The 20953-nt window shown below is 45.4% G+C and carries 19 protein-coding genes; 8 read left to right on the top strand and 11 right to left on the bottom strand.

All coding sequences use genetic code 11. The features are described from left to right. Positions 1-401 precede the first annotated feature (401 nt). The 7 genes from K0O23_RS14005 to K0O23_RS13975 all read right to left on the bottom strand — a co-directional run bounded on the left by K0O23_RS14005 (position 402) and on the right by K0O23_RS13975 (position 7073). A complete protein-coding gene (locus K0O23_RS14005; RefSeq protein ID WP_219878060.1) occupies positions 402-1169 on the bottom strand; it encodes an ABC transporter permease subunit in 768 nt (255 codons plus the stop codon). A 3-nt stretch (positions 1170-1172) separates the two neighbouring features. Continuing rightward, entirely contained in the window at positions 1173-1880 is a 708-nt protein-coding gene (locus K0O23_RS14000) for an ABC transporter ATP-binding protein (RefSeq protein WP_219878059.1), read from the bottom strand. Beyond that, positions 1843-3141 (bottom strand): nitrous oxide reductase family maturation protein NosD, encoded by a 1299-nt coding sequence (locus tag K0O23_RS13995; protein ID WP_219878058.1) that lies wholly within the window; start codon positions 3139-3141, stop codon positions 1843-1845. The genes K0O23_RS14000 and K0O23_RS13995 overlap by 38 nt, the downstream gene beginning before the upstream one ends. Then, the gene (locus K0O23_RS13990) at positions 3125-3586 is read right to left on the bottom strand and encodes a nitrous oxide reductase accessory protein NosL (RefSeq protein ID WP_219878057.1); all 462 of its coding nucleotides are present in this window, start codon (positions 3584-3586) and stop codon (positions 3125-3127) included. The genes K0O23_RS13995 and K0O23_RS13990 overlap by 17 nt, the downstream gene beginning before the upstream one ends. Next, positions 3583-4194 (bottom strand): hypothetical protein, encoded by a 612-nt coding sequence (locus K0O23_RS13985; RefSeq protein ID WP_219878056.1) that lies wholly within the window; start codon positions 4192-4194, stop codon positions 3583-3585. The genes K0O23_RS13990 and K0O23_RS13985 overlap by 4 nt, the downstream gene beginning before the upstream one ends. 274 nt (positions 4195-4468) lie before the next feature. Further along, on the bottom strand, positions 4469-6511 hold the full coding sequence (gene nosZ / locus K0O23_RS13980; RefSeq protein WP_219878055.1) for a Sec-dependent nitrous-oxide reductase: 2043 nt from the start codon (positions 6509-6511) through the stop codon (positions 4469-4471). 28 nt (positions 6512-6539) lie between these two features. Further along, positions 6540-7073: a c-type cytochrome gene (locus tag K0O23_RS13975; RefSeq protein WP_219878054.1), complete on the bottom strand. Its 534-nt coding sequence runs from the start codon at positions 7071-7073 to the stop codon at positions 6540-6542. Between the two features lie 172 nt (positions 7074-7245). Between K0O23_RS13975 and K0O23_RS13970 the strand changes: the two genes are divergently transcribed. Both K0O23_RS13970 and K0O23_RS13965 read left to right on the top strand, forming a co-directional pair. Next, positions 7246-7620 carry a hypothetical protein gene (locus K0O23_RS13970; protein ID WP_219878053.1) on the top strand — a complete coding sequence of 125 codons (375 nt, stop codon included), beginning with the start codon at positions 7246-7248 and terminating at the stop codon, positions 7618-7620. A 63-nt stretch (positions 7621-7683) separates the two neighbouring features. Continuing rightward, positions 7684-8583, top strand: a complete 900-nt coding sequence (locus K0O23_RS13965; RefSeq protein ID WP_219878052.1) for a hypothetical protein — start codon at positions 7684-7686, stop codon at positions 8581-8583. 99 nt (positions 8584-8682) lie between these two features. On the opposite strand, the gene K0O23_RS13960 is transcribed toward K0O23_RS13965, so the two are convergent. Both K0O23_RS13960 and K0O23_RS13955 read right to left on the bottom strand, forming a co-directional pair. Next, complete coding sequence (locus K0O23_RS13960) at positions 8683-9972, bottom strand: acetyl-CoA hydrolase/transferase family protein (RefSeq protein WP_219878066.1); 1290 nt, start codon at positions 9970-9972, stop codon at positions 8683-8685. Positions 9973-10301: 329 nt separating this feature from the next. Continuing rightward, entirely contained in the window at positions 10302-11945 is a 1644-nt protein-coding gene (locus tag K0O23_RS13955; RefSeq protein ID WP_219878051.1) for an ABC-F family ATP-binding cassette domain-containing protein, read from the bottom strand. A gap of 342 nt (positions 11946-12287) precedes the next feature. Here K0O23_RS13955 and K0O23_RS13950 point away from each other — a divergent pair, with 342 nt between their 5' ends. The 6 genes from K0O23_RS13950 to K0O23_RS13925 all read left to right on the top strand — a co-directional run bounded on the left by K0O23_RS13950 (position 12288) and on the right by K0O23_RS13925 (position 17448). Then, positions 12288-12854 carry an NADPH-dependent FMN reductase gene (locus K0O23_RS13950; RefSeq protein WP_219878050.1) on the top strand — a complete coding sequence of 189 codons (567 nt, stop codon included), beginning with the start codon at positions 12288-12290 and terminating at the stop codon, positions 12852-12854. A 107-nt stretch (positions 12855-12961) separates the two neighbouring features. Next, positions 12962-13378 carry a hypothetical protein gene (locus tag K0O23_RS13945; protein ID WP_219878049.1) on the top strand — a complete coding sequence of 139 codons (417 nt, stop codon included), beginning with the start codon at positions 12962-12964 and terminating at the stop codon, positions 13376-13378. A gap of 19 nt (positions 13379-13397) precedes the next feature. Then, entirely contained in the window at positions 13398-13973 is a 576-nt protein-coding gene (locus K0O23_RS13940; protein ID WP_219878048.1) for a heme NO-binding domain-containing protein, read from the top strand. Between the two features lie 366 nt (positions 13974-14339). Further along, positions 14340-15926 carry a M20/M25/M40 family metallo-hydrolase gene (locus K0O23_RS13935; protein ID WP_219878047.1) on the top strand — a complete coding sequence of 529 codons (1587 nt, stop codon included), beginning with the start codon at positions 14340-14342 and terminating at the stop codon, positions 15924-15926. Positions 15927-16101: 175 nt separating this feature from the next. Beyond that, positions 16102-16656 carry a peptide-methionine (S)-S-oxide reductase MsrA gene (msrA, locus tag K0O23_RS13930; RefSeq protein WP_219878046.1) on the top strand — a complete coding sequence of 185 codons (555 nt, stop codon included), beginning with the start codon at positions 16102-16104 and terminating at the stop codon, positions 16654-16656. A 90-nt stretch (positions 16657-16746) separates the two neighbouring features. Continuing rightward, a complete protein-coding gene (locus K0O23_RS13925) occupies positions 16747-17448 on the top strand; it encodes a DsbA family oxidoreductase (RefSeq protein WP_219878045.1) in 702 nt (233 codons plus the stop codon). Between the two features lie 71 nt (positions 17449-17519). On the opposite strand, the gene K0O23_RS13920 is transcribed toward K0O23_RS13925, so the two are convergent. Next, positions 17520-19931: an OmpA family protein gene (locus K0O23_RS13920; RefSeq protein WP_219878044.1), complete on the bottom strand. Its 2412-nt coding sequence runs from the start codon at positions 19929-19931 to the stop codon at positions 17520-17522. A gap of 62 nt (positions 19932-19993) precedes the next feature. Next, positions 19994-20929 carry a PorP/SprF family type IX secretion system membrane protein gene (locus tag K0O23_RS13915; protein ID WP_219878043.1) on the bottom strand — a complete coding sequence of 312 codons (936 nt, stop codon included), beginning with the start codon at positions 20927-20929 and terminating at the stop codon, positions 19994-19996. Positions 20930-20953: the final 24 nt, after the last annotated feature.

The following is a 20953-nucleotide window of genomic DNA, read 5'->3' as shown; positions in this document are numbered from 1 at the left end:
TTCTACAACAGGGAAAGGCTCCATTCAAGCCTGGGATACCGCACACCAAAACAAATGGAAGAAAAATTAAACAGGAAACCTTTAGCAGCTTAATCTTGTGTCCGGGTTTTTGTTGCAAGTCCAATCTTTCCAAGATGACAGAGAGGAATAGCTTCAACTGTAGTGATGGAAGAAGATATAACAAGAAAAAACTCCCCTCCTTGGACTAGTGAGAACGGGAGTTCGAAACTAGCGAGCGTAGCTCTGAGGGGCAGGGGTGGTTGGACCCGGTGCTGCAGAGAAATCCTGTCTATTCTATCCAATTCTGAATTCAACTACAACAAAAAAAGCGCAGAGCCTAAACCCTGCGCTTCCAAAACACCAAAACACTTCATCCAATCCTGCCGCAGCAGGTACTACTATCATAAATCTCGTTTGGAGAAAATCCTTCTTGAACTCATCAAAGGCACCAGCACCCACACTACCAACAGTCCAAAAGCCAAGCCTATTCCCCACAAACTGCCTAGGATACTTTTGTAAAGAGCGCCGGTATACCCCATCAGCGCCGACACATCCAGGTTCAGCAGCACGATTATCCGGCCCAGGTCTATGGGGTTAAAAGCGGTTAAGGCCAGTGTGGCACTCTCCAATGGGTAATCGCTGAAAGAGTAAAGTATAAACAGCACAATGCCGTCGTAGATTAAGGCAAAGTAAAACCACAGCAATAACGCAATACCAATGCCCTTGGTCTTATCTTTTGTAATAACAGACGCCAGGAAAGCCATTGCCACAAAAATGAAGGTGATGAATACGCCGGTTAGCACTAGGTATAAACCAGTTATACTTGCCCCGAAAAGCAGCACAGGCACGCCCACACCAAGTATAAATGCCCCTGACAGCGAACAGGCCACACCCAGGTATTCACTCATGAATATTTTTTTGCGGTTGATCGGCTGCGCCACTAAAAGCTCCATAAATTCATAGGAGTTGTAAAAATGTGTGGTCGCAAAAACAATACTTATCAGCGGTACCGTTAGCAGGATCAGGTTAAGGAGGCTAAGTATAGCTTTGTCGGGATTGCCTCCCAGGTTAAATAAGCCTATGGATAGCAGCAGCAAAAACAAAGTATAAGCCAGTACTATTTTGTTCCGGATGATGTCGTAGAAAACGTATTTTATGATCTTGTTCATGGCTTAGTCCTCCTCGTTCATAATTTTAGCTATTGCCCTGCTCAGGAGTTCCTCGTTGGTGTGGGCTTTTATACTTGCTATTGTCTCATGGAACTTCAGCTGTCCATCCATCAGGCACATCACTTCATCAGCCACTTCCTCTACCTCACTCATGATATGCGACGTGATAAGTATAAGCTTGCCCTTTTTCTTTTCCTTCAGGATCTTGCACTTCATAATTTCAGCAGAGATGGGATCAAGACCAGCAGTTGGCTCATCAAGTATAAGTATCTGAGGGTTGAACATGAAGGCCAGCGCGGCGCTTACTTTCTGCTTCGTACCACCGGATAAGGCGCCCATGCGTTTCTCGTACATATCTTTTAAGCCGTAAAGCCCGATCAGTTCTTCGTCTACTTCCTGCACATCTTTGCGGATGTCCCGTATCATGCCTATCACCTGCCGGATTTTCATGTTCTCGGGGTAACGGCCTATCTGGGGCATATACCCTATCTGACTGCGGTAAGCGTGTTGCCCAAGTATACTTTCACCATTGATTTTTATATCGCCGCCATCAGGTAACACCATGCCCAGTATGCACTTGCTCATGGTAGTTTTGCCAGAGCCGTTCGGCCCGATAACAGATACTACTCTGCCAGCGCCGAAGCTAACGTTTACGTCTCTGAGTATCGGCAGCTTACCGTACGATTTGCGTAATTTTTCTATCTTTATCATGATCAATCTTCCTCATCATAGGTTGTTCATCTACCAGGTTTTCTGGTATAAAACTCGGCAGCACTTTCTCTATACTATCCATCAGGTCTACCATAAAGCTGCGCATAAACATAACCGAAGGGGGTACTTTTTCTACCAGCATAGCATATAAACTCACCGGACGGTAAGGCACATCTCCAACTTTATCTTTATCCAGATCATAGCCGCTATACTTGTCCCAGTAGTTGTTCTCAAACTTATTTAAGGTAGAGTTACCGTTAGTGCTTATGTCAAAAGAGTTTCCGGTAAAGTTGTTAAGCTTAAAGGTATCGTCCATGCAGCTGCTCAGCAACCGGATGGCCCAGCCGTTGCGGTCAAAATCGTTTCGTTGTATATCCAGGCGGCTGGAGCTTTCCATGTAAATGCCGGTGGTGTTTCTTCGGAACGTGTTGTTGTAAATTACACTATTGGTGATCTCTTTCAGGAGCAGGCCATATGCTGCGGCACCCCAGTTTCCTTCAAAAGTATTGAGCTCCATCCGGATGTCACGGGTATACATTACCGCCACCCCTGCCCCATTTTTGCGGAAGATATTGTGGGTGTACACATTCCTGTCGGAGAACATAAAGTGCAGGCCGTAGCGCAGGTTGTTCTGACTCAGGTTATCTTTTACCTCACTGTCTTTTACAAACTCCAGGTAAATGCCGTCGCGGTGGCCCTGCACTTTGTTGTTGCTGATCACGGCGTTATCGCAGTACCACAAGTGTATGGCATTGCCCAGCGACGATTCATTAAGCCCGGTTACATCCTTGCCAGTTACTACATTTCCCTTTATCACGCAGTTGTCTGAGTTTTGCAGGTAAATGCCAAAGTATGCGTTCAGGATGGTGTTGTTGAGGATTCGGACATTGCTACGCTCAATTACACGTATCGCAGCATCGTCGCGGGTATAACTGGTGGCTATGTTCTTTAATGTAAGCCCTTCTACTGTTACATTGTCTGAGGTAACGGTAAAGATCTGGCCTTTATAGTTTCCGTCTATTACCGGGTTGTTACGCCCAAGTATGGTTAACGGCTTGTTAATTTCGATTCCAGACTCCTGGCGTACGCCGCCTTCTATCAGTACCGTATCACCGGGCTTTGCCTGTTTCACGGCCTGCTTTACCGAAGTATAGCTACAGGATTTGCACACTTTTAGTGTATTGCCATAAGTTAGGGGGCCTACTAGCACCAACACCAAAGTGGCAAGTATAAAAACGATATGTTTATTCAGGTCTTTCATTATTCTGAACGGCTTTCACTGCTTCGTTCCAGGTTAACAGGCGGCCACCTACCTCCTGCTGCATTTTTGTAGCAGCAGCTTTGTCGGCAATGGCAGTTATGTACATGCCCATGGGGCTAGGCAGGGCTTTTGCCTGCAAAAAGTGCGCATCCTTTGCGCTTATCAACTCATTCGGGTTTGTGTAATCCGTTACCAGCAAAAAAGCAGCTTGTTCTCCTTGTTCCGGCTGCTCGTTTACATAGGCCATCAGGCACTCGGCAGAGTCGAAGAAGTATAGTTTGCCTTTATCGTTCACCAGCTCAGCGCCGTACCGGTTATCGGCTACCGTCATGTTGCAATGGGCACAGTTAGCCTGGCCATAAGCAATTGGTTTGGGCTCCGGTGTGCAGCTAACAACCAGTGTAGTTAAAAGTACAAGGCTTAAGAAGTAAAGTATAGTTTTCATGCTAATGCGGGTTTAGTTTTGGATGCCTGTTTTTGTTTGGCAGTATTCCGGCTAAGAAAGTATACCAACAACGACAGCGTAATACCTATCAAAATACCCAGACTGCCTAAGGCAGGTAAAGAGAGTGCATCAAAGTTGAGCAGTGTTTTATTGCCCAGCAAAGGTGGAATGTAGGTCATGCCCGGTACCTTTATCGGGGCCATAGGGTCGAGGTTTGTGCCGAACTTAACCAGCCATAGGTAGAAGTCAAGGATACCGGCGGCACCACTCAACATCAGCAAACCACTCCAGCCCAGCACCAGATTTCTTTTATCGATAAGGGCTACCAGCACACCAGTAATCATAAAGAAGATAACAATGTATGGCATGTACTTCAGCTCTGCAAAAGACTCAGCATGAATTGGCTCCATGCCTATGTAGTGGTTCAGGATATTGAAGTTCTGGAGCACATGGTCAGAGCTGCCTCCGAGTTTATTTACCCAAATGTGTAGTTCAAGACCTTCGGGGTATTGTGGGGCTTTGAGGTATATCTTCCACATCGGAAACATAAACAACTGGCCAAGAGATAAGGCTGCCACAATCATCAGCACTTTTTGGTAAGCTTTCATCCTTGTATGGGTTAAGGTGAATAATTCTGAGTTGGTGAGGGTTTATTTATACTTGAAGACCACCCTACTTTGCAACTGTCCCCTTGAGGGGACTATAGGGGTGTTAAGCTTGTAGATAAAGTCTTAAGCTAAGTGTAACATCCCCCTACCCCCTTCAAAGGGGGACTTTAGGACAGGTGGTTCATAAAATCTCAAGTATAAAATAACCCGCAACTCAGGTTAAATAACCAGCGGAGGTTGCCAGGGCTTCCTCCGCTGGTTTTCCAGTAAGGCCTTATTTGGCAGAGGCTACCGGTGCCTGTTTCTTTTTACCTGTTGAGAAGGTAATCGGAACGTTGGATCCTTTTGGAGATACCCGCACGTAGCCTTGCATTTCCTGGTGTAGCGCAGAGCAGAAGTCTGTGCAGTAGAACGGATACACACCAGCTTTCTTCGGTACCCACTTCAGGGTTTGAGTAGCGCCTGGCATGATCAGTGTCTCTGCGTTGTTGGCTCCCATTACGGCGAATCCGTGTGGCACATCCCAGTCTTGCTCCAGGTTGGTTACGTGGAAGTATACTGTATCCCCTACCTGTACACCTTCAATGTTGTCTGGTGTCATGTGGCTACGGATGGCTGTCATTTTTACACGTACTACGTTTTTGCCTTCACGCTTCACACTTGCATCTGCTTCTTTCTTTGTAGCATGCGGGTGGTTGTTCTCGTCAAGCTTAAAGAACTTCACACTTTTAGGTGCAACAAGGTCAGCTCTGATGGCCTGTGCGTAGTGCGGTTCGGCAACTGTCGGGAAGTCAAGGAGCATCTTCATTTTCTCGCCAGAGATATCGATCAGCTGTGCAGAGTGCGCTAACTCAGGGCCAGTTGGCAGATAGCGGTCTTTTGTGATCTTGTTCATCGCCACCAGGTATTTGCCATAAGGCTCTTTTGTATCGCCACCAGGGATCATTAAGTGACCAACTGAGTAGTATACCGGCATTCTGTCTACTACTGTAAAGTCGCTCAATTTCCATTTCACAACTTCAGAAGACACAAACATAGAAGTATACGCGTTGCCTTTACCGTCAAACTCTGTGTGCAATGGTCCTAAGCCTGGCTCTTTAACTTCTGCTTTCAGCACAGACTCATACTTTAATACAGGGATACCATTTTTCTCGCCGTCGAATTGTTTGTTTTTGATGGCCTCCTGCATTTTAGAGAATGAGAACACCGGAATAGCTGATGCAAGTTTACCGCTTACTACCATGTACTCGCCAGTTGGGTCTACGTCGATACCGTGTGGTGATTTAGGAGCCGGCAGCAGGTACATCATGCCCGGGCACTCTTCTGGCAATAAGTAGCGCACTTTCTTCTTAACAGTAGATTTTGCGATGTGCGAGTTCTTATCCATTTTGTTGTGGTAGTAGTTTGCCGGCATTTCGCGCGCTTTGCCTTCTTTGGCATATTTAGCGGCTAATTTCCAGTTTACTGCTGCCAGGTAGTCTTTATCGTTCTGAGAGGCGCCTACTTCTTTTAAGGTACCAGATTTCTCAGAGTTGTAAGTTGTAAAGAACACCCAGTCTTCTGATGGACCTTTGCCACCGTTAGCTAAGTCGTAGTCAAAACCAGGCACCAGGATCTGGAAATCAAGGTCCATGTCGCCTTTCTCGGGGTCTACCTTAATAAAGGAGATAGAGCCACGGAATTCTTCTTCATACTTGTCCAGGGCTACGTCGCCGGTTCCGCCTTTCATATCCAGCGGCACAGAGAAACGTGTACCTGCAATTACATACTCGTTGTTGTTGGTTGGGTACGGAGAGCAGTGGTTACCAGCAGAGTTCGGGATCTCCATGATCTCAACTGTCTCAAATGTGGTCAGGTCGATACGTGCCACACGAGGCGTGTTGTTACCGTTTACGAATAACCAGCGTCCGTCAGTCTGTCCGTTTGTACGAGACAATTTAGGGTGGTGCAGGTCGTCCCAGGGCACAAAACCGTGCGATGTGTTCAGCATGGCCTTAGACTCTTCGCTGTAGCCGTAGCCGTTCTCACCGTGCTGCGTGAACACCGGAATGATTTTCAGCAATCGGCCGGAAGGAATACCATAAACAGACACCTGTCCGTTAAAGCCACCTGACAGGAAGGAGTATAACTCATCGTGCTTGCCTGGCGCTACATATACTGCAGAGGCAGCATCCGATGAAAGAGCTGTTACAGTTGCACCGGCACCATCGCCTCCGGCTATTTTACTACATCCCTGTAGTACTGCGCCAGCTGCTACTGCCATTAACAAGGCAGCTTTAGGGGCGGCTTTTCTGAATTTAGTGATCAGAGTTTCCATAAATGTATGGTTTGTGTAGATGTTTACCTTATATTGACTTATCGTTTTGTCTCAGAAACTCCAGTATTGCTCTGGCATCCTGCTCATTCACATTCTGGTTGGTCATCTGGGTTAAGTGCTCAGCCAGCAGTTTTTTAGCAGTAGGGTCTTTCTTGGTCATTTCCTCCGGGTTGATGATCATGTTCATTACCCACTCAGGTTTGCGGATCTCGGTTACTCCAGCCAGACCAGGACCTACAATCTTCTGATCAGATAACTGGTGGCAGGCTGAACATTTGCCTTCAAAGATTGATTTGCCTTCAGAGGCCAGTGCCTGATCAATATCTGCTCCTAATTCTACTGTTTTTACTGGGCCTATTCCTTTTCCGTCATCTTCAACTGGTGCTTCAGGGGCCTGGTGCGCCAATCCGCTTTCTACCTCAGTACCTGCCGTATTCTCATTTTCGCTTGCTGAGCAGCTAAAAAGTAGCGTGCCGCAAAGTATAGCCACGGCACCCAGCTGCACAGGCTTAAGCAACCCGCTTCTAAGTATGCTGCTTACTTGTTTGCTCTTATTTTTCATGGTTGTCAGTAATTAAAGTATTGACTAGTTGAGTTTTTGGTGATTGTTACTGAAGCAAAAGTATGGCTGATACTTGAGGGATTAAAAGACCTTTATCTCTTTTACTCATGACCTTTGTCATTTTCCTGCAACCGTTGCGCGACGACCTTTGAGCCATACTTAAGGGGAAGAAATGAAGTGGATTATCTGGATATTACTTTTTATAAGTGCTGTAGCTCAGCCAATGAGCAAGACGGGCATTTATATGCTGTTCCAGGCGAACCGTATCTATATTTCTTCTACACTGTGTGAGCAACGCCAGATACCAGCATCAACCTGCCAGGGCAAGTGCTTCCTTAAAAAAGAGCTTCAGAAAGAATCTGAAAGAGAAAAACAGCTACCGAGTGGCAAGCATGCCGCAACTGATCTTATTGTAGTAGCACCAGCCATCGCTGTAAGTATACCTTGGCTGACAAGCAAAGAGGATGAAAAGTATGCCAGCTATATCCCAAGTTTTTATCCTACGCTAACTCACAGCATCTTCCACCCTCCTCAACTCCTGACTTAAATTTCTGCATTACCTGCCTCTGCGGCACCATTACGTTATTTGTACTATCTCAGAATTTGAGTCATGAAAAAGTTTATCTTACTCGCTATAGCCTTGTTATCTATAAACATCAGCAGCCACGCCTGCGACAAAGGCTGCACCATGGGCGGCAGCTATTTTGGCATCTTACCGCAGTTCCATAAAAATTTTGCCGGCCTGCGTTACAGCACCCGCGCCTATACCATCACATCAACACTCGGAGACCATACTGTTGTTACTGATGAGCTCTTTGCCACCACTGAGCTTTGGGGACGTTTTGTACCAGTTAAAAATGTGCAGGTTTTTGCATTTGTGCCGTACTTACACAACGAGCAGAGCAGCGTACACGGAACACTTAAAAGCAGTGGCTTTGGGGATGCTACCATAATGGCCAATTACGCTATAATTAACACCGGCGACACACTGCGCCATACTTTAAAGCACTCGTTGCAACTGGGAGGAGGCTTAAAGTTGGCAACCGGCGCTTATCAACAAAAGCACCATGAAGAAGTAATGCCTATAAACATGCAACCTGGCACCGGCAGCACCGACTACCTGTTAAATGGCATCTATACTATCCGCTACAAACAACTGGGCTTAAGCAACGATGTTACCTATCGCTTTAACAGCAAGAACAAGGACGGTTATAAGTTTGGTGACCGCATCAGCGCTTCTTCTAACCTCTTTTACTGGCAGAATGTGAAAGCTATTGCGTTGTTACCAAGTGCGGGTATTTACTACGAGCATGCAAAAGGCGATGAGATTAACGGTGATGCAAATGCTCAGAAAGGTGGTGAGTCATACTTTGGTAACGTGGGCCTTAGCACCTACATCAGAAACGTGGCAGTAAGCGGCACTTTGCAGCTTCCTATCAGTAGCACCGAAGCATACCATGGCACCAAGGGCAACAGCAGAAGTATGGTAAGTGTGACTTACATGTTCTAGTATACAGCAAGCTTATTAGAAGCTAAAGTAAATAAGCTTAAACAAGTAAGGGCAGCACTTAAAATGTGCTGCCCTTACTTGTTTTTAAGTTAATCTGTATTACAAGTATAAAAACCGCTTCTTCGCCTCATCTCCCAGCCTTTCGCGGTGGTCTGGGTGCGCGATGCTGATAAGTGCTTTAGCGCGCTGACGCAGGTTTTTGCCATACAAATAGGCCACGCCATACTCTGTTACCACATAATGCACATGCGCCCTTGTAGTTACCACGCCTGCCCCCTCGTTTATAAAAGGCGTAATGCGCGATACACCTTTGGCCGTAACCGATGGCAGTGCAAGTATAGGCTTTCCTCCTTCCGACAAAGCAGCGCCACGCATAAAATCCATTTGGCCGCCAATGCCGGAAAACTGGTAGGTGCCGATAGAATCTGAAACTACCTGGCCGGTTAAGTCTATCTCGATGGCGCTGTTGATCGCCGTTACCTTAGGATTAGTGCGGATAACGGATACATCATTCACGTAGTCTGTGCGCAACATCGTAATAAGAGGATTATCATCCACAAAATCATAGAGTTTGCGGTTACCAACAATAAAGCCTGTAGCAATGCGGCCCGGGTGTTTTGACTTAAACTCATTTGTGATAACACCTTTCTCTACCAGCGGTAAAATACCATTGGAGAACATTTCGGTATGTATGCCAAGGCCCTTGTGGTTTGTCAGATTATTGAGTACCGCATCCGGAATTCCGCCGATTCCCATTTGCAGTGTGGCACCATCCTCAACCAATTCTGCAATATACTCTCCTATTCTTTGCTCTGTAGCGGTTATTTTCTGGCTGTAATCTACTTCAGGCAGCGGTTCATTTACCTCTACCATCGCATCAAAACGGCGGGTATGTATCTGCGCCTCGCCATGCGTGCGCGGCATTTGCGGGTTTACCTGGGCAATCACATGCTTGGCGCTGATTACAGCCTCCCTGGCTATATCTACTGATACACCCAATGAGCAGAAGCCATGCCTGTCAGGTGGCGACACGTGTACAATGGCAACATCCAGGGGCATAATGCCGCAGCGAAATAAGTGGGGTATCTCACTTAGGAAAATAGGCACATAATCTCCGCGACCACTATTTACCGCCTCGCGCACATTAGCCGAAACAAACAGCGAGTTGATAAAAAACGATTCCTTAAAACGTTCTTCTGCAAGGGGCATTTCGCCAAATGTACTTATACTTACGATCTCTACATCGCGCAACTCACCTGCTCTTTCTGAAAGTTTTCGGATAAGGTACTGTGGAGTGGCAGCGCTACCATGTAAGAATACTCTGTCGCCGGATTTGATCACAGACAACGCCTCTTCGGCACTCAGGTAATTTGGTTTTTTATCAGCCATACTTGCTTGTTGTGTGCGGTTATACTTTATAGAACCCTGTAAAGGCAGATGCATCAGCACCTACTTACTTAATACAATTGCACAGGGTTTAATTTGCTTCTAAAGGGCTACAAGTTGAAAAGCATAAAGCTGCTAAAAAATGAGTTTCAGCAGCTTTTAAGATAATCTGTAAACGGCTCTATACTTACTGCAGACTTCCGATGTATGATGCATAATCTTTGAGCAGAAAAGTATAGCCTCACCTTCTCCTGTTAAACTGTTTCAGTATCTATGTCCTCCTAATCAATATAAAAACAAAAAAGTCCCTGCCGTTAAGCAGGGACTTTAAGCTATTTGGCTACGGTACGTTCAATTTCCCGCAGGTTCTCCATTTTCTTGTTTCTCAGGAAGCCGTTGATATCTTCGAAGTGCTCCCGGATGCGTTTATTGCCAAACTCGAATACTTTATTAGCCAATCCATCCAGGAAATCCCTGTCGTGGGATACAAGTATAAGTGTACCGTCAAAAGCACGCAGGGCGTCTTTCAGAATGTCCTTTGTCTTGATATCGAGGTGGTTGGTAGGTTCGTCAAGTATAAGCAGGTTAACCGGCTGTAGTAAAAGCTTGATCATGGCCAGACGCGTTTTCTCGCCGCCTGATAGTACTTTCACTTTTTTATCGATTGTCTCGCCACTGAACATGAATGCACCTAGTAAATCTTTTACTCTGGTACGGGCATCACCTACGGCAATCTCATCTATGGTCTGAAAAACGGTAAGTTCTCCATCAAGCAAAGATGCCTGATTCTGGGCAAAGTAACCGATCATGCAATTATGGCCCAGCTGGAGTTTTCCGTCAAAGTCTATTTCTCCCATAATGGCTTTTACCAGCGTAGATTTACCCTCACCGTTCTTGCCTACAAAAGCTACTTTCTCGCCACGCTCAATCGTAAGCGAGGCATCCTTAAACACTGTATAGTCGCCATACTTTTTAGTAAGTTCCTCGGCAATTACAGGGTAGTTACCAGAACGAGGAGCCGGAGGGAACTTCAGGTTCAAAGCAGAAGTATCCACCTCATCAACCTCTACTATCTCCATTTTCTCCAGCATCTTCACCCGAGACTGTACTTGCAACGTTTTAGAGTAAGTACCCTTAAAACGATCAATAAACGTCTGTATCTCGGCTATTTCCTTTTGCTGGTCGTCAAACTGCTTTTGCTGCTGCTCGCGGCGCTCTTTGCGCAGCTGCAGGTATTGGCTGTATGGTACTTTGTAGTCGTAAATGCGGCCCATTGTTACTTCAATGGTGCGGTTGGTAATATTGTCTACAAAGGTTTTATCGTGCGAGATCACGATCACGGCCTTGGCATTGTTCACCAGGAAATCTTCGAGCCACTGGATAGACTCAATATCGAGGTGGTTGGTAGGCTCATCGAGCAGAATAAGATCGGGTTGCTGTAACAGAATCTTAGCCAGTTCGATGCGCATGCGCCAGCCTCCGCTAAATTCGCTGGTCGATCTTGAGAAATCCTCACGAGTAAAGCCAAGGCCTTTCAGGGTCTTCTCTACTTCAGCGTCAAAGTTTATTTCTTCAATAGAGTAATATTTCTCACCCAGTTCCGATACCTGCTCAATAATTTTGTAATACTCATCAGAGTCGTAGTCGGTGCGGGTTTCCAGCTGCGCGTTTAGCTCATCCATCTGCTTTTTCATGTCCAGCACCTTGGCAAATGCCTTGGATGCCTCTTCGAACACGGTGCAGTTATCTTCGGTGAGCAAATGCTGCGGCAGGTATGCTATTACGGCCTCTTTTGGTGCCGATACTTTGCCGCGTGTTGGCTTGCTAACGCCTGCTATTATCTTTAACAGGGTAGATTTTCCTGCCCCGTTTTTACCCATCAGGGCTATCCGGTCGTTTTCGTTAATATTAAAAGCAACATTGCTGAACAGCGCCGAACCATTAAACTCAACGCTTACCGCATCAACTGAGATCATATCGTAAATTTTAAAGCTGCAAAGATAATCGAAATTCCGGTTGCCATTTAGTAAGCAGACAAAAGAAAGTAAGACAAAGGACTACAGAACCAAAGCAAATAATTTTCTTCCTGCCAGGTAATTACAGCCTTCAGTCATAGTTAACACTATACTTTTATTCATGTCCGCAACCGGCATTTATACTTTCAGAGGTAAACTGTTGTGCAGCCTGTTGAGTTCATACTTGCAAGAGGCAAAATAATTTAGCTTATACTATTAGCAGCAATAACCACATCACCTCTCCATCGTTAAAGGGGAAAATCTCCAAATCACTACGCTTTCAACTCTTTTATACTTACTGCCATGCCACACATCGCTATTATCTCTTCCAGCGTGCGCACAGGGCGCAATACCCACCGGGTAGCCCTGTTCTTCCAAAAGTATATTACCGATAATAACCTGGCTACTGCTGAGATACTGGACCTAAAGGAGTATAACTTCCCTATTTTTGAGGAACGCTTTAAATTTCAGGAAGAGCCATTAAAAAAGACAATTGAATTTGCAGACAAGATAAAGGCAGCAGACGGCGTGATAATTGCCACCCCGGAGTATAACGGCGGCTACCCGGCCAGCCTGAAAAATGTGATAGACCTGCTCTACGAAGAATGGCACCGCAAACCCATTGGCATTGTAACTGTTTCAGCCGGACCGTTTGGCGGAGCTCAGGTAATGCGCGCGCTCCAGTTCTCGCTCTGGAAAATGCACGCCTGGGTTGTGCCTGCCATGTATCCGGTGCCTAAAGTAGAAAGCAATTACGACGAGCAAGGCAACCCCACCGACAAAGAAGCCACAGAAAAGCGTGCTAAAAGCTTTATGGCTGAGATGCTGTGGTGCATAGAGGCAAAGCAGAAGATGGAGACAGCTCAGTAATTATCGTAATTAAAAAGGCCTTGGCACCATCATTTATGGTATTTCTAAATAAACAGTTGTAAATTAGTTGCACTTAAAATAACCAGCTAGATTATCATTGATAACAGATGATCCTTCATCAAAACAGCATTATAAAGCTGGAGTATAATCCGGCTACTGATATACTTGAAGTTAAGTATCCTGACTTACAAAAGTTTATGCTCTTTGAGATAAAAGAGAGTCTTAAACTGATGGTATCGACAGTGAGGAACTATGATGTTAAGCGCCTGCTATTAGACGCCAGCCAGACTTTAATCGAGATTAACGACGAGGAAAACAGAGACCTAACCATTAGTTTAGCTACCGAGCTGTCCAAAACACGGTTACAAAAGGTTGCCCGTATTAAGCCCGTAGACCTGAATAAAGAAGCAAGAGCCCAGGAAAACATCAAGCAGATTGAGAAATCCGGCTCTCTACCTTTTGCAATTCGTACCTTCTCAGACAGAGCAGATGCGATTAACTGGCTAATAGGCTCGTCTGATTAAACTAAAATTTTATACATGAATGACAGTAACTGACGGAGAAGAGTTTGATAAAATGCATGGCTCTATGTTTGTGCTGCTCCGGCGCTTCATAGAACATGATTATGGATACAGCGGCTGGGCTAACCTGACAGAAGCAGCAGGTATACCAAACCCATCTTATCAGATGTTAGATATGTACCCTACATCAGAGCTTTTTGCAATACTAAGAGCAGCCTCATCTATTAGTGGTACCTCAGAGTACGAGTTGCTTGAAAAGTATGGTGAGTTTCTGGTACCCGACCTGTTGCTGGTTTATAAAAAGTATGTAAAGCCCGAATGGCGAACTTACGAAATGCTTCTGCACACAGAAACTGCCATGCACGGGGCTGTAAAACTAGAGCATGACCGCACAACCCCGCCTAAGCTACTGGTAACTAAAAAAGGGCCTTCCCAGTTGATCGTAGACTATCACTCGCACCGCAAAATGGCCGGTATGGCGGTTGGTATCATTAAAGGTATTGCCAAATATTACCAGGAAAGCGATAAGGTAACTATAACGATGCTCACGCCGACAAATGCTGAAAGGGTTCAGATCAAAGTTGAGTTCGAATACTGATACTCTATTATACTTTTATACTTCTATGCTGGGCTATACTTTTAATATAGGCTTGCTGTGGGTGCTGTTTCCTATCTGTACGCTACCTTATTGTGTTATAATGCACCCTCTTAAATACCAGGTACAAGTCCGCCATAAAATAGACTGAAGTTTTAAATTTAAAAATTAAACCATACAGCCAAAACAGAGTCTTATTGCCGAACTGTGCAAATCAGTTAAAGCTGCTTTGCATGATTATTTTAAACTTCGTCGCCTTCCAAGCTTTGCAAACACTTTTTATCTGGTTCTTAAGATTTGTTAAATTACCTCATTAGCAGAAAACAGACATACTTATACTTTCAACCTATACTTACTAAATTATCTAACATGAAAAAACGCGCACATTTCCTGTTGGCGCTTTTGCTGTTAACCGGCAGCGTTGCACAGGCACAACAGCCCCAACAAACACAACAAGCGCAGGTAAAACAAGACCCTGTTATCCAAAACATTATCAAGCAGGCAACTGAGAACTCTCAGCTTCAGAAACTGGGCCACGAACTGATGGATGGCATTGGCCCCCGCCTGGTAGGCACGCCTCAAATGCAGCAGGCCGGCGAATGGGCTGTAAACAAGTATAAGAGTTGGGGCGTTGATGCCCGCATTCAGAATTACGGCGAGTGGCGCGGCTGGGAACGCGGTGTTACCCATATCGATATGGTGCACCCACGTGTAAAATCGTTGGAAGGAATGCAACTGGCCTGGAGCCCTGCTACCCCATCTAAAGGTGTAACTGCTGAGGTGATCACCATGCCTGAATTTACCGACTCTGTTGCTTTCCAGCGTTGGTTGCCAAGCGTAAAAGGTAAGTTTGTTATGATTTCGATGAACCAACCAAGCGGCCGTCCGGAGTATAACTGGAAAGAGTTTGCCACAGAAGAGTCGTTTGAGAAAATGAAGAAGGAGCGTGATGCGCAAAACGATGCATATCGCAAGAAAATCGCAGCAACCGGTAAAACTACACGTACGCTGCCTGTTGCCCTGGAGAATGCAGGTGCAGCTGGTGTTGTAATGTCTAACTGGTCTAGCGGCTTTGGTGTAAACAAGATCTTCAGTGCTTACACTAAAAAAATCCCTACAGTAGATATCGCCCTGGAAGACTATGGTATGCTATACCGCCTGGCCGAGAACGGCAGCAAGCCACGTATTAAAGTAGTAGCTGAGTCGAAGCACGCCAAGAAGCCGGTTCCTACTTTCAACACCATTGCCGAGATCAAAGGCAGCGAGAAACCAGATGAGTATGTGATACTTTCTGCCCACTTCGACTCCTGGGATGGCGGTACAGGTGCAACTGACAACGGTACAGGCACTATTTTGATGATGGAAGTAATGCGTATTCTGAAAGAAGTATACCCTAACCCGAAGCGTACTATACTTGTAGGCCACTGGGGTAGCGAAGAGCAGGGCCTTAACGGTTCACGCGCTTTTGTAGAGGATAACCCGCAGATTGTGAAAAATACCCAGGCCGTGTTTAACCAGGACAATGGTACAGGCCGTGTAGCCAACATTTCTGGCCAGGGTTTCCTGCACTCTTATGATTACATGAGCCGTTGGCTAAACGCTGTTCCGCGCAACATCACCAAAGACATCCAGACTAGCTTCCCGGGCACACCTGGCGGCGGCGGCTCTGACCACGCCTCATTCGTGGCAAAAGATGTTCCTGCCTTTATGCTGAGTTCTCTGAACTGGTCTTATGGCAACTACACCTGGCACACCAACCGCGACACATACGACAAGATTGTGTTTGACGACGTGCAAAGTAACGTTATCCTGACAGCTATCCTTGCTTACATGGCCAGCGAAGAGCCTGAACTGGTATCGCGTGAGCGGAGTGTAATGCCAACTAACCCACGTACTGGCGAAAAAATGAGCTGGCCACAAGCCAGACCAGCAACCCGCAAAGGTGGTTTAGATTAACAGCAGACAAAACAAGCAGTACAGCTTTATTAACTATAAAAGCCGCTTAAGTCTATTCTTGAGCGGCTTTTGCTTTTATATCCCAACAAAGCAATTTATACTTTGTTTAAGTCTAAACTGATACTATAGCTGATGTGCAGCGTACAAACAGAAGTCTAAACAAGAATCTTATTCAATGGAAAATAGCAACGACAACAAGTATGAACTGGCTACCTTTGCAGGAGGCTGCTTCTGGTGCATGGTAAAGCCGTTTCATAAGTGGGATGGCGTAAAGCAAGTACTATCCGGCTACACAGGAGGCCACACCGAAAACCCCACTTACAAAGAAGTATGCTCTGACACTACCGGGCATTACGAAGCAGTGCAGATAACTTTTGACCCAAATATAATTTCCTATAAAACAATACTTGAAGTATTCTGGGAGCAGATAGACCCTACTGATGCCAGTGGTCAGTTCGGAGATCGTGGGTCATCTTACCAAACTGCTATCTTTTATCACAACGAGGAACAGAAAAAGCAGGCAGAAGAATCTAAAAAGGAGCTCGATGGAAGTGGCAGATTCAGCGGTCCGATTGTAACGCCGATACTACCCGCACAAAAGTTCTGGCCTGCCGAGGAATACCACCAGGACTATTATCAAAAGAACCCAGCGCATTACAAAATGTACAGCATCGGTTCTGGCAGGGTTGGCTTTATAGAGCAGCACTGGCGCGACAAGAAAAAAGCTTAAAGTATAAGAGCACGACGCAAGCACAAAGTATAAATTAAACTATAATCTTATACTTTTGTTGATGGGTGTAAGAGATAATTATTCATTGGTATGACAAAACAAAAGATAAAAATAGACATCGTTTCCGATATAAACTGCCCTTGGTGCTACGTGGGGGAAAAACGACTGGAAAAGGCCATTGAAGCTACTAAGGAAAAGTATGAGTTTGAGGTAAACTTTAAACCTTTCGAGCTGAATGCAACCTTGCCGCAGGAAGGACAGGACAAACAGGAGTATTTTAAAAATGCTTATGGTCCGGCTATACTTTCTAAGTTGGATGCCATGAACCAGCAGATGACCGAAACCGGCGCAGAACTTGGCATAGCGTTTAACTTCGATAAGTCTACAACAGTAAACAACACTTTTAACGGCCATCGCCTAATCTGGCTTGCCGGAGAGTGTGGCGTGCAGGAGCAAGTGGCTGAAACGTTGTTCTACAGCTACTTTACAGAAGGCAACAACATGAACGATACCGATATGCTAACCAAAATTGGTTTAGAGAACGGCATTCCAGCAGAGAAGCTGGATGGCTTTTTTGAAAGTGAAGCAGGTAAAACAGAGGTACGTGAGATGGAGCAATGGGCATTGGCCGCCGGCATAACAGGTGTACCTGCTTTCATCATTAACGACAAATACCTTGTAAGTGGAGCTCAACCAGCCGATACGTTCCTGAACGTTTTTCAGCAAGTGGCACCTGCCTTTGAGGAGATAAAAACTGAAGGTGGAAGCTGCGGTGTAGATGGTTGCTGCTAACGCGCGATTACACATAAGCCTAAGAGCCACCTAACTTTACGGTTAGGTGGCTCTTTTTTAATAGAAGCATATTAGTAGTTCAGTACCCAGACTCCATCACCAAATTGCTTTTTAAGTTTTGGCAGCGCCTTCACAGCATCCTCTTTACGGGCAAAATCGGCTACTGATATTCTGTAAACTTTATGCGTTGCAAACGGAAATATGATCTTGCCTGCCCCCATAATGCCGGATAGCTCTTTATACTTTACTTCAGCAGCCTTCAGGTTTCCAAAGCCACCTATTATTATGTAGTACCGGTTAGTTTTACTGTTCACCAGGTGGCTTTTCTCAGGATCTGAGTTACTAACCTCTGCAACTTTTTTACCTCCATTACTAATAATCTTTACTGTTGTTCTGCGGTTGGCCTGATGTTGTGCCTCTGTTTTGGCGGCAGCAATTTTCAGTTTCTTCTCCCCATAGCCTACAGCCACTAGTCTTTCAGCATTAATACCTTTAGATACTACATAGGCTGCAGCTGCCTCAGCTCTGCGCTGTGATAATGCCTGGTTGTATACATCAGACCCGCGGCTATCGGTATGCGCACCGAGCTCTACTTTAACCTCAGTATACTTTTGCAGGTAGGCTACGAGTTTATCAAGTATCTGCGCTGCCTCCAAACGGATATCTGCCTTTGCCAAATCGTATTCTATTTCCAACTCGATTGTCTCTCCCACCCTCATGGCGTTGAACAACTCTTTAGCACGCAACCTCAGGTTTAATTCTTCATCAGCTGCAAGACTGGTTATTTGTTTGGGATCAAGGTTGAGAACAGTATCATAAAAGCCCTGCTTTACACCTCTTAATTTATAGTTTTTAACCGGAGCAAACGTAACTACAGCAAAGCCTCTTTCTTCTACTTCGTATACTTTCTTTAAGCCAGTACCTGCTTCAATAAGCTCAATCTTACCGCCAACTACTGGCTTCCCATCTTCATCATGCAATGCTACCTGTACTTTTCTGTCGTCAGCCGGTATCACCTTCTTAGCCATTACTACACGTATGGTATCCAGTGCATTATATTTAAAGAAGTCTGACTTAGCCAATAACAACTCAGCAGATGCATATCCTTTTTTGCTCAAAGCTAACTTCTCCAGCTTGCCGTAGGTCCAATCTATCTGGGCAGGTGTTTTGCCAAGCGTGGATTTAGTGTCTGTATTTACTACCAGTTGCACGTCATTTAGTGGTTTGCCCTTGTGGTCCAAGGCTAACAACACAACCTGCTTTTGGCGGGTCACCTTAAAAGTATAAATATCGTCGTGCGCAGCTTTATAGTTGGAATTATAGTAACCGGCATCCCCCTTGATTATCAAACCAAAATCGTCACCGGGTGTATTTATTGGATAACCTACAGACTTTACTCCGCCAAAGGTTTTACCGTTATTTTGGGCTACAAAAATATCAAGGCCACCTAAACCGGGATGCCCATTAGAAGCAAAGTATAGGTTACCATGTTCATCCACAAAAGGGAACATCTCATTTCCAGATGTATTAATTTCCGGGCCGAGGTTAACGGGCGTTTGCCACTCTCCTCCTACCTTTACCGTTTTGTACAGGTCGGTGCCGCCAAAGCCGCCGGGCATATCAGACACAAAGTATAAAGTATGGCTATCTGCCAGTGCAGGGTGTCCTGTAGAGTACTCTGTGCTGTTAAACGGCAACGCTTTTATACTTTCCCATTTGCCATTCTTAAGCACGGCAGTATAAATATGTAAGTTGTTAACCCCTGTTTTGCTAAACGACTTCTTCTCAAAGTTGCTGCGCGTAAAGTATACTGTATCCTGTGTGCCGTTAAACGATAGTGGCCCTTCATGGTATTTTGAGTTCAGCTCGGTGCTAAAAGGAATTGGCGCTGTAGCATCAGCTTCAGCATAAAACAGATCAATAAAACCTGTATAGTTTCTGCTGGCCTTATCTGCTTTGTACGTGTTGCTTCGCGGCGAACTAAAAACCACACCATTTCCGAAAAAGGCAGGACTAAAGTCGGAGAAGCCAGAATTGAACGACACCTTTTTTACGTTATACAGCGCGGAGTCTTCGTAAAAAGTGCCCAGGTTTTTATAAGCCTTTTGCCATTTTATACTTTCCTGGTCATTAGTTGCCGCCGCTTTATCATATAATTGAGTTGCCGCTGCATAGCGGGCATCAGTTGCCAGCACGGCAGCCAGTTCTCTATAGCCTTGTGCATCCGATGCTGTAGCCTCTGCGGCCTTGTCGAGCCAGTACTTTGCTCTTTCGGCATTCCCAAGCTTTATGTAGCACTGCACTACTTTTGCCAGTAAAGCAGCATTGCCTGGTTCTAAAATTAGCGCCTTTTCGTAGGCCTTAACGGCAGCGGCAAATTGGTAAGCTTCGTAATATTTATCTGCTTTTACTGATTTAACTGCCTGACCAAAAGCCGAGGTGGCAGCAAACAACAGTACTGGTAATAGGTAGCGCTTTTTCATACTTATACTTAAGGACCCTCCCGTTAAGGATGGATTTCCAGAACTTTTAAAATACAACTGGTTTAAAATAGCCTCGGAGACACATAATGCTGATTGCCCGAAAACATATCGAAGCGTAGCATTACTTCATGTGTATTGGCTGTGTACCTGCTAAGGCTCGAAATCGGATGATCGTAGGCATAGCCAACTCTGAATTGCTTTGACACCTGCAGTTCTACCAGGCCAACCAAAGCGTTGCTGGAGCGGTAAGATGCACCCAATCCTATAAAATTGTGCAACCATACATTTGTGTTGATGTCAAACTGAACTGGTGCACCCTCTGCTACCTTGATAATAGTAGATGGTTTCAGCTTCACGTTGTCACTTAGATCAAACACATATCCTGAGCTCAGAAAGTAATGACGCCCATGCTTAGGGTAGGCATCCTCATCATCAACATCACTGGACAGCCTGGTACGGAAGAGATTGGGAGCAGAAAGGCCAGCATAGAACCTATCAGTGTAATAGTATAAGCCATTACCGAAATTAAACATCAGGAAGTTCTGCACCTCGTTAAACTGCTGGTCCGGATTATCCTGTGGGTTCAGTTTCACTTTGGTATAGTCTGCCCTGAATTTGGTAACACCGGCCTGTAAACCCATAGAAAGCACACCTTTGTTTAAGCGGATGCGGTAAGCATAAACCCCATTCACATTAAGCGTGTTCATTACCCCGATCTCATCATTTACAACAGACAGGCCAAGACCTACTTTGTCGTTCTGCAGTGGCGCATGTACCGAAAGGGTTTGCGTAACAGGTGCACCCTCAACTCCTACCCATTGGTTACGGTAAAGTGCGGCGGCACTTAAACCTCCCTGACTTCCGGCATAAGCCGGGTTAAGGATCAAACCATTAAACATGTACTGCGAATACATGGCCTCCTGCTGGGCAAAAGCTGCCCCTGACGTAAGCATCAGGAAAAAGGCAAGCAGGTAAAACTTATGTAAAAAACTTTTCATAAGGTATAAAAATTAGGCAGCCAT

The organism is Pontibacter aydingkolensis (genome assembly GCF_019443125.1).
Lineage (GTDB): Bacteria > Bacteroidota > Bacteroidia > Cytophagales > Hymenobacteraceae > Pontibacter > Pontibacter aydingkolensis.
Note: the sequence above shows the minus strand (reverse complement) of the source record. Positions and strands in the feature narration are given on the sequence as shown.

Bases quoted from the DNA above. Each gene is read 5' to 3' on its own strand.
- K0O23_RS14005 (WP_219878060.1), bottom strand. From the start codon at position 1,169: ATGAACAAGATCATAAAATACGTTTTCTACGACATCATCCGGAACAAA.
- K0O23_RS14000 (WP_219878059.1), bottom strand. From the start codon at position 1,880: ATGATAAAGATAGAAAAATTACGCAAATCGTACGGTAAGCTGCCGATA.
- K0O23_RS13995 (WP_219878058.1), bottom strand. From the start codon at position 3,141: ATGAAAGACCTGAATAAACATATCGTTTTTATACTTGCCACTTTGGTG.
- K0O23_RS13990 (WP_219878057.1), bottom strand. From the start codon at position 3,586: ATGAAAACTATACTTTACTTCTTAAGCCTTGTACTTTTAACTACACTG.
- K0O23_RS13985 (WP_219878056.1), bottom strand. From the start codon at position 4,194: ATGAAAGCTTACCAAAAAGTGCTGATGATTGTGGCAGCCTTATCTCTT.
- nosZ (WP_219878055.1), bottom strand. From the start codon at position 6,511: ATGGAAACTCTGATCACTAAATTCAGAAAAGCCGCCCCTAAAGCTGCC.
- K0O23_RS13975 (WP_219878054.1), bottom strand. From the start codon at position 7,073: ATGAAAAATAAGAGCAAACAAGTAAGCAGCATACTTAGAAGCGGGTTG.
- K0O23_RS13970 (WP_219878053.1), top strand. From the start codon at position 7,246: ATGAAGTGGATTATCTGGATATTACTTTTTATAAGTGCTGTAGCTCAG.
- K0O23_RS13965 (WP_219878052.1), top strand. From the start codon at position 7,684: ATGAAAAAGTTTATCTTACTCGCTATAGCCTTGTTATCTATAAACATC.
- K0O23_RS13960 (WP_219878066.1), bottom strand. From the start codon at position 9,972: ATGGCTGATAAAAAACCAAATTACCTGAGTGCCGAAGAGGCGTTGTCT.
- K0O23_RS13955 (WP_219878051.1), bottom strand. From the start codon at position 11,945: ATGATCTCAGTTGATGCGGTAAGCGTTGAGTTTAATGGTTCGGCGCTG.
- K0O23_RS13950 (WP_219878050.1), top strand. From the start codon at position 12,288: ATGCCACACATCGCTATTATCTCTTCCAGCGTGCGCACAGGGCGCAAT.
- K0O23_RS13945 (WP_219878049.1), top strand. From the start codon at position 12,962: ATGATCCTTCATCAAAACAGCATTATAAAGCTGGAGTATAATCCGGCT.
- K0O23_RS13940 (WP_219878048.1), top strand. From the start codon at position 13,398: ATGACAGTAACTGACGGAGAAGAGTTTGATAAAATGCATGGCTCTATG.
- K0O23_RS13935 (WP_219878047.1), top strand. From the start codon at position 14,340: ATGAAAAAACGCGCACATTTCCTGTTGGCGCTTTTGCTGTTAACCGGC.
- msrA (WP_219878046.1), top strand. From the start codon at position 16,102: ATGGAAAATAGCAACGACAACAAGTATGAACTGGCTACCTTTGCAGGA.
- K0O23_RS13925 (WP_219878045.1), top strand. From the start codon at position 16,747: ATGACAAAACAAAAGATAAAAATAGACATCGTTTCCGATATAAACTGC.
- K0O23_RS13920 (WP_219878044.1), bottom strand. From the start codon at position 19,931: ATGAAAAAGCGCTACCTATTACCAGTACTGTTGTTTGCTGCCACCTCG.
- K0O23_RS13915 (WP_219878043.1), bottom strand. From the start codon at position 20,929: ATGAAAAGTTTTTTACATAAGTTTTACCTGCTTGCCTTTTTCCTGATG.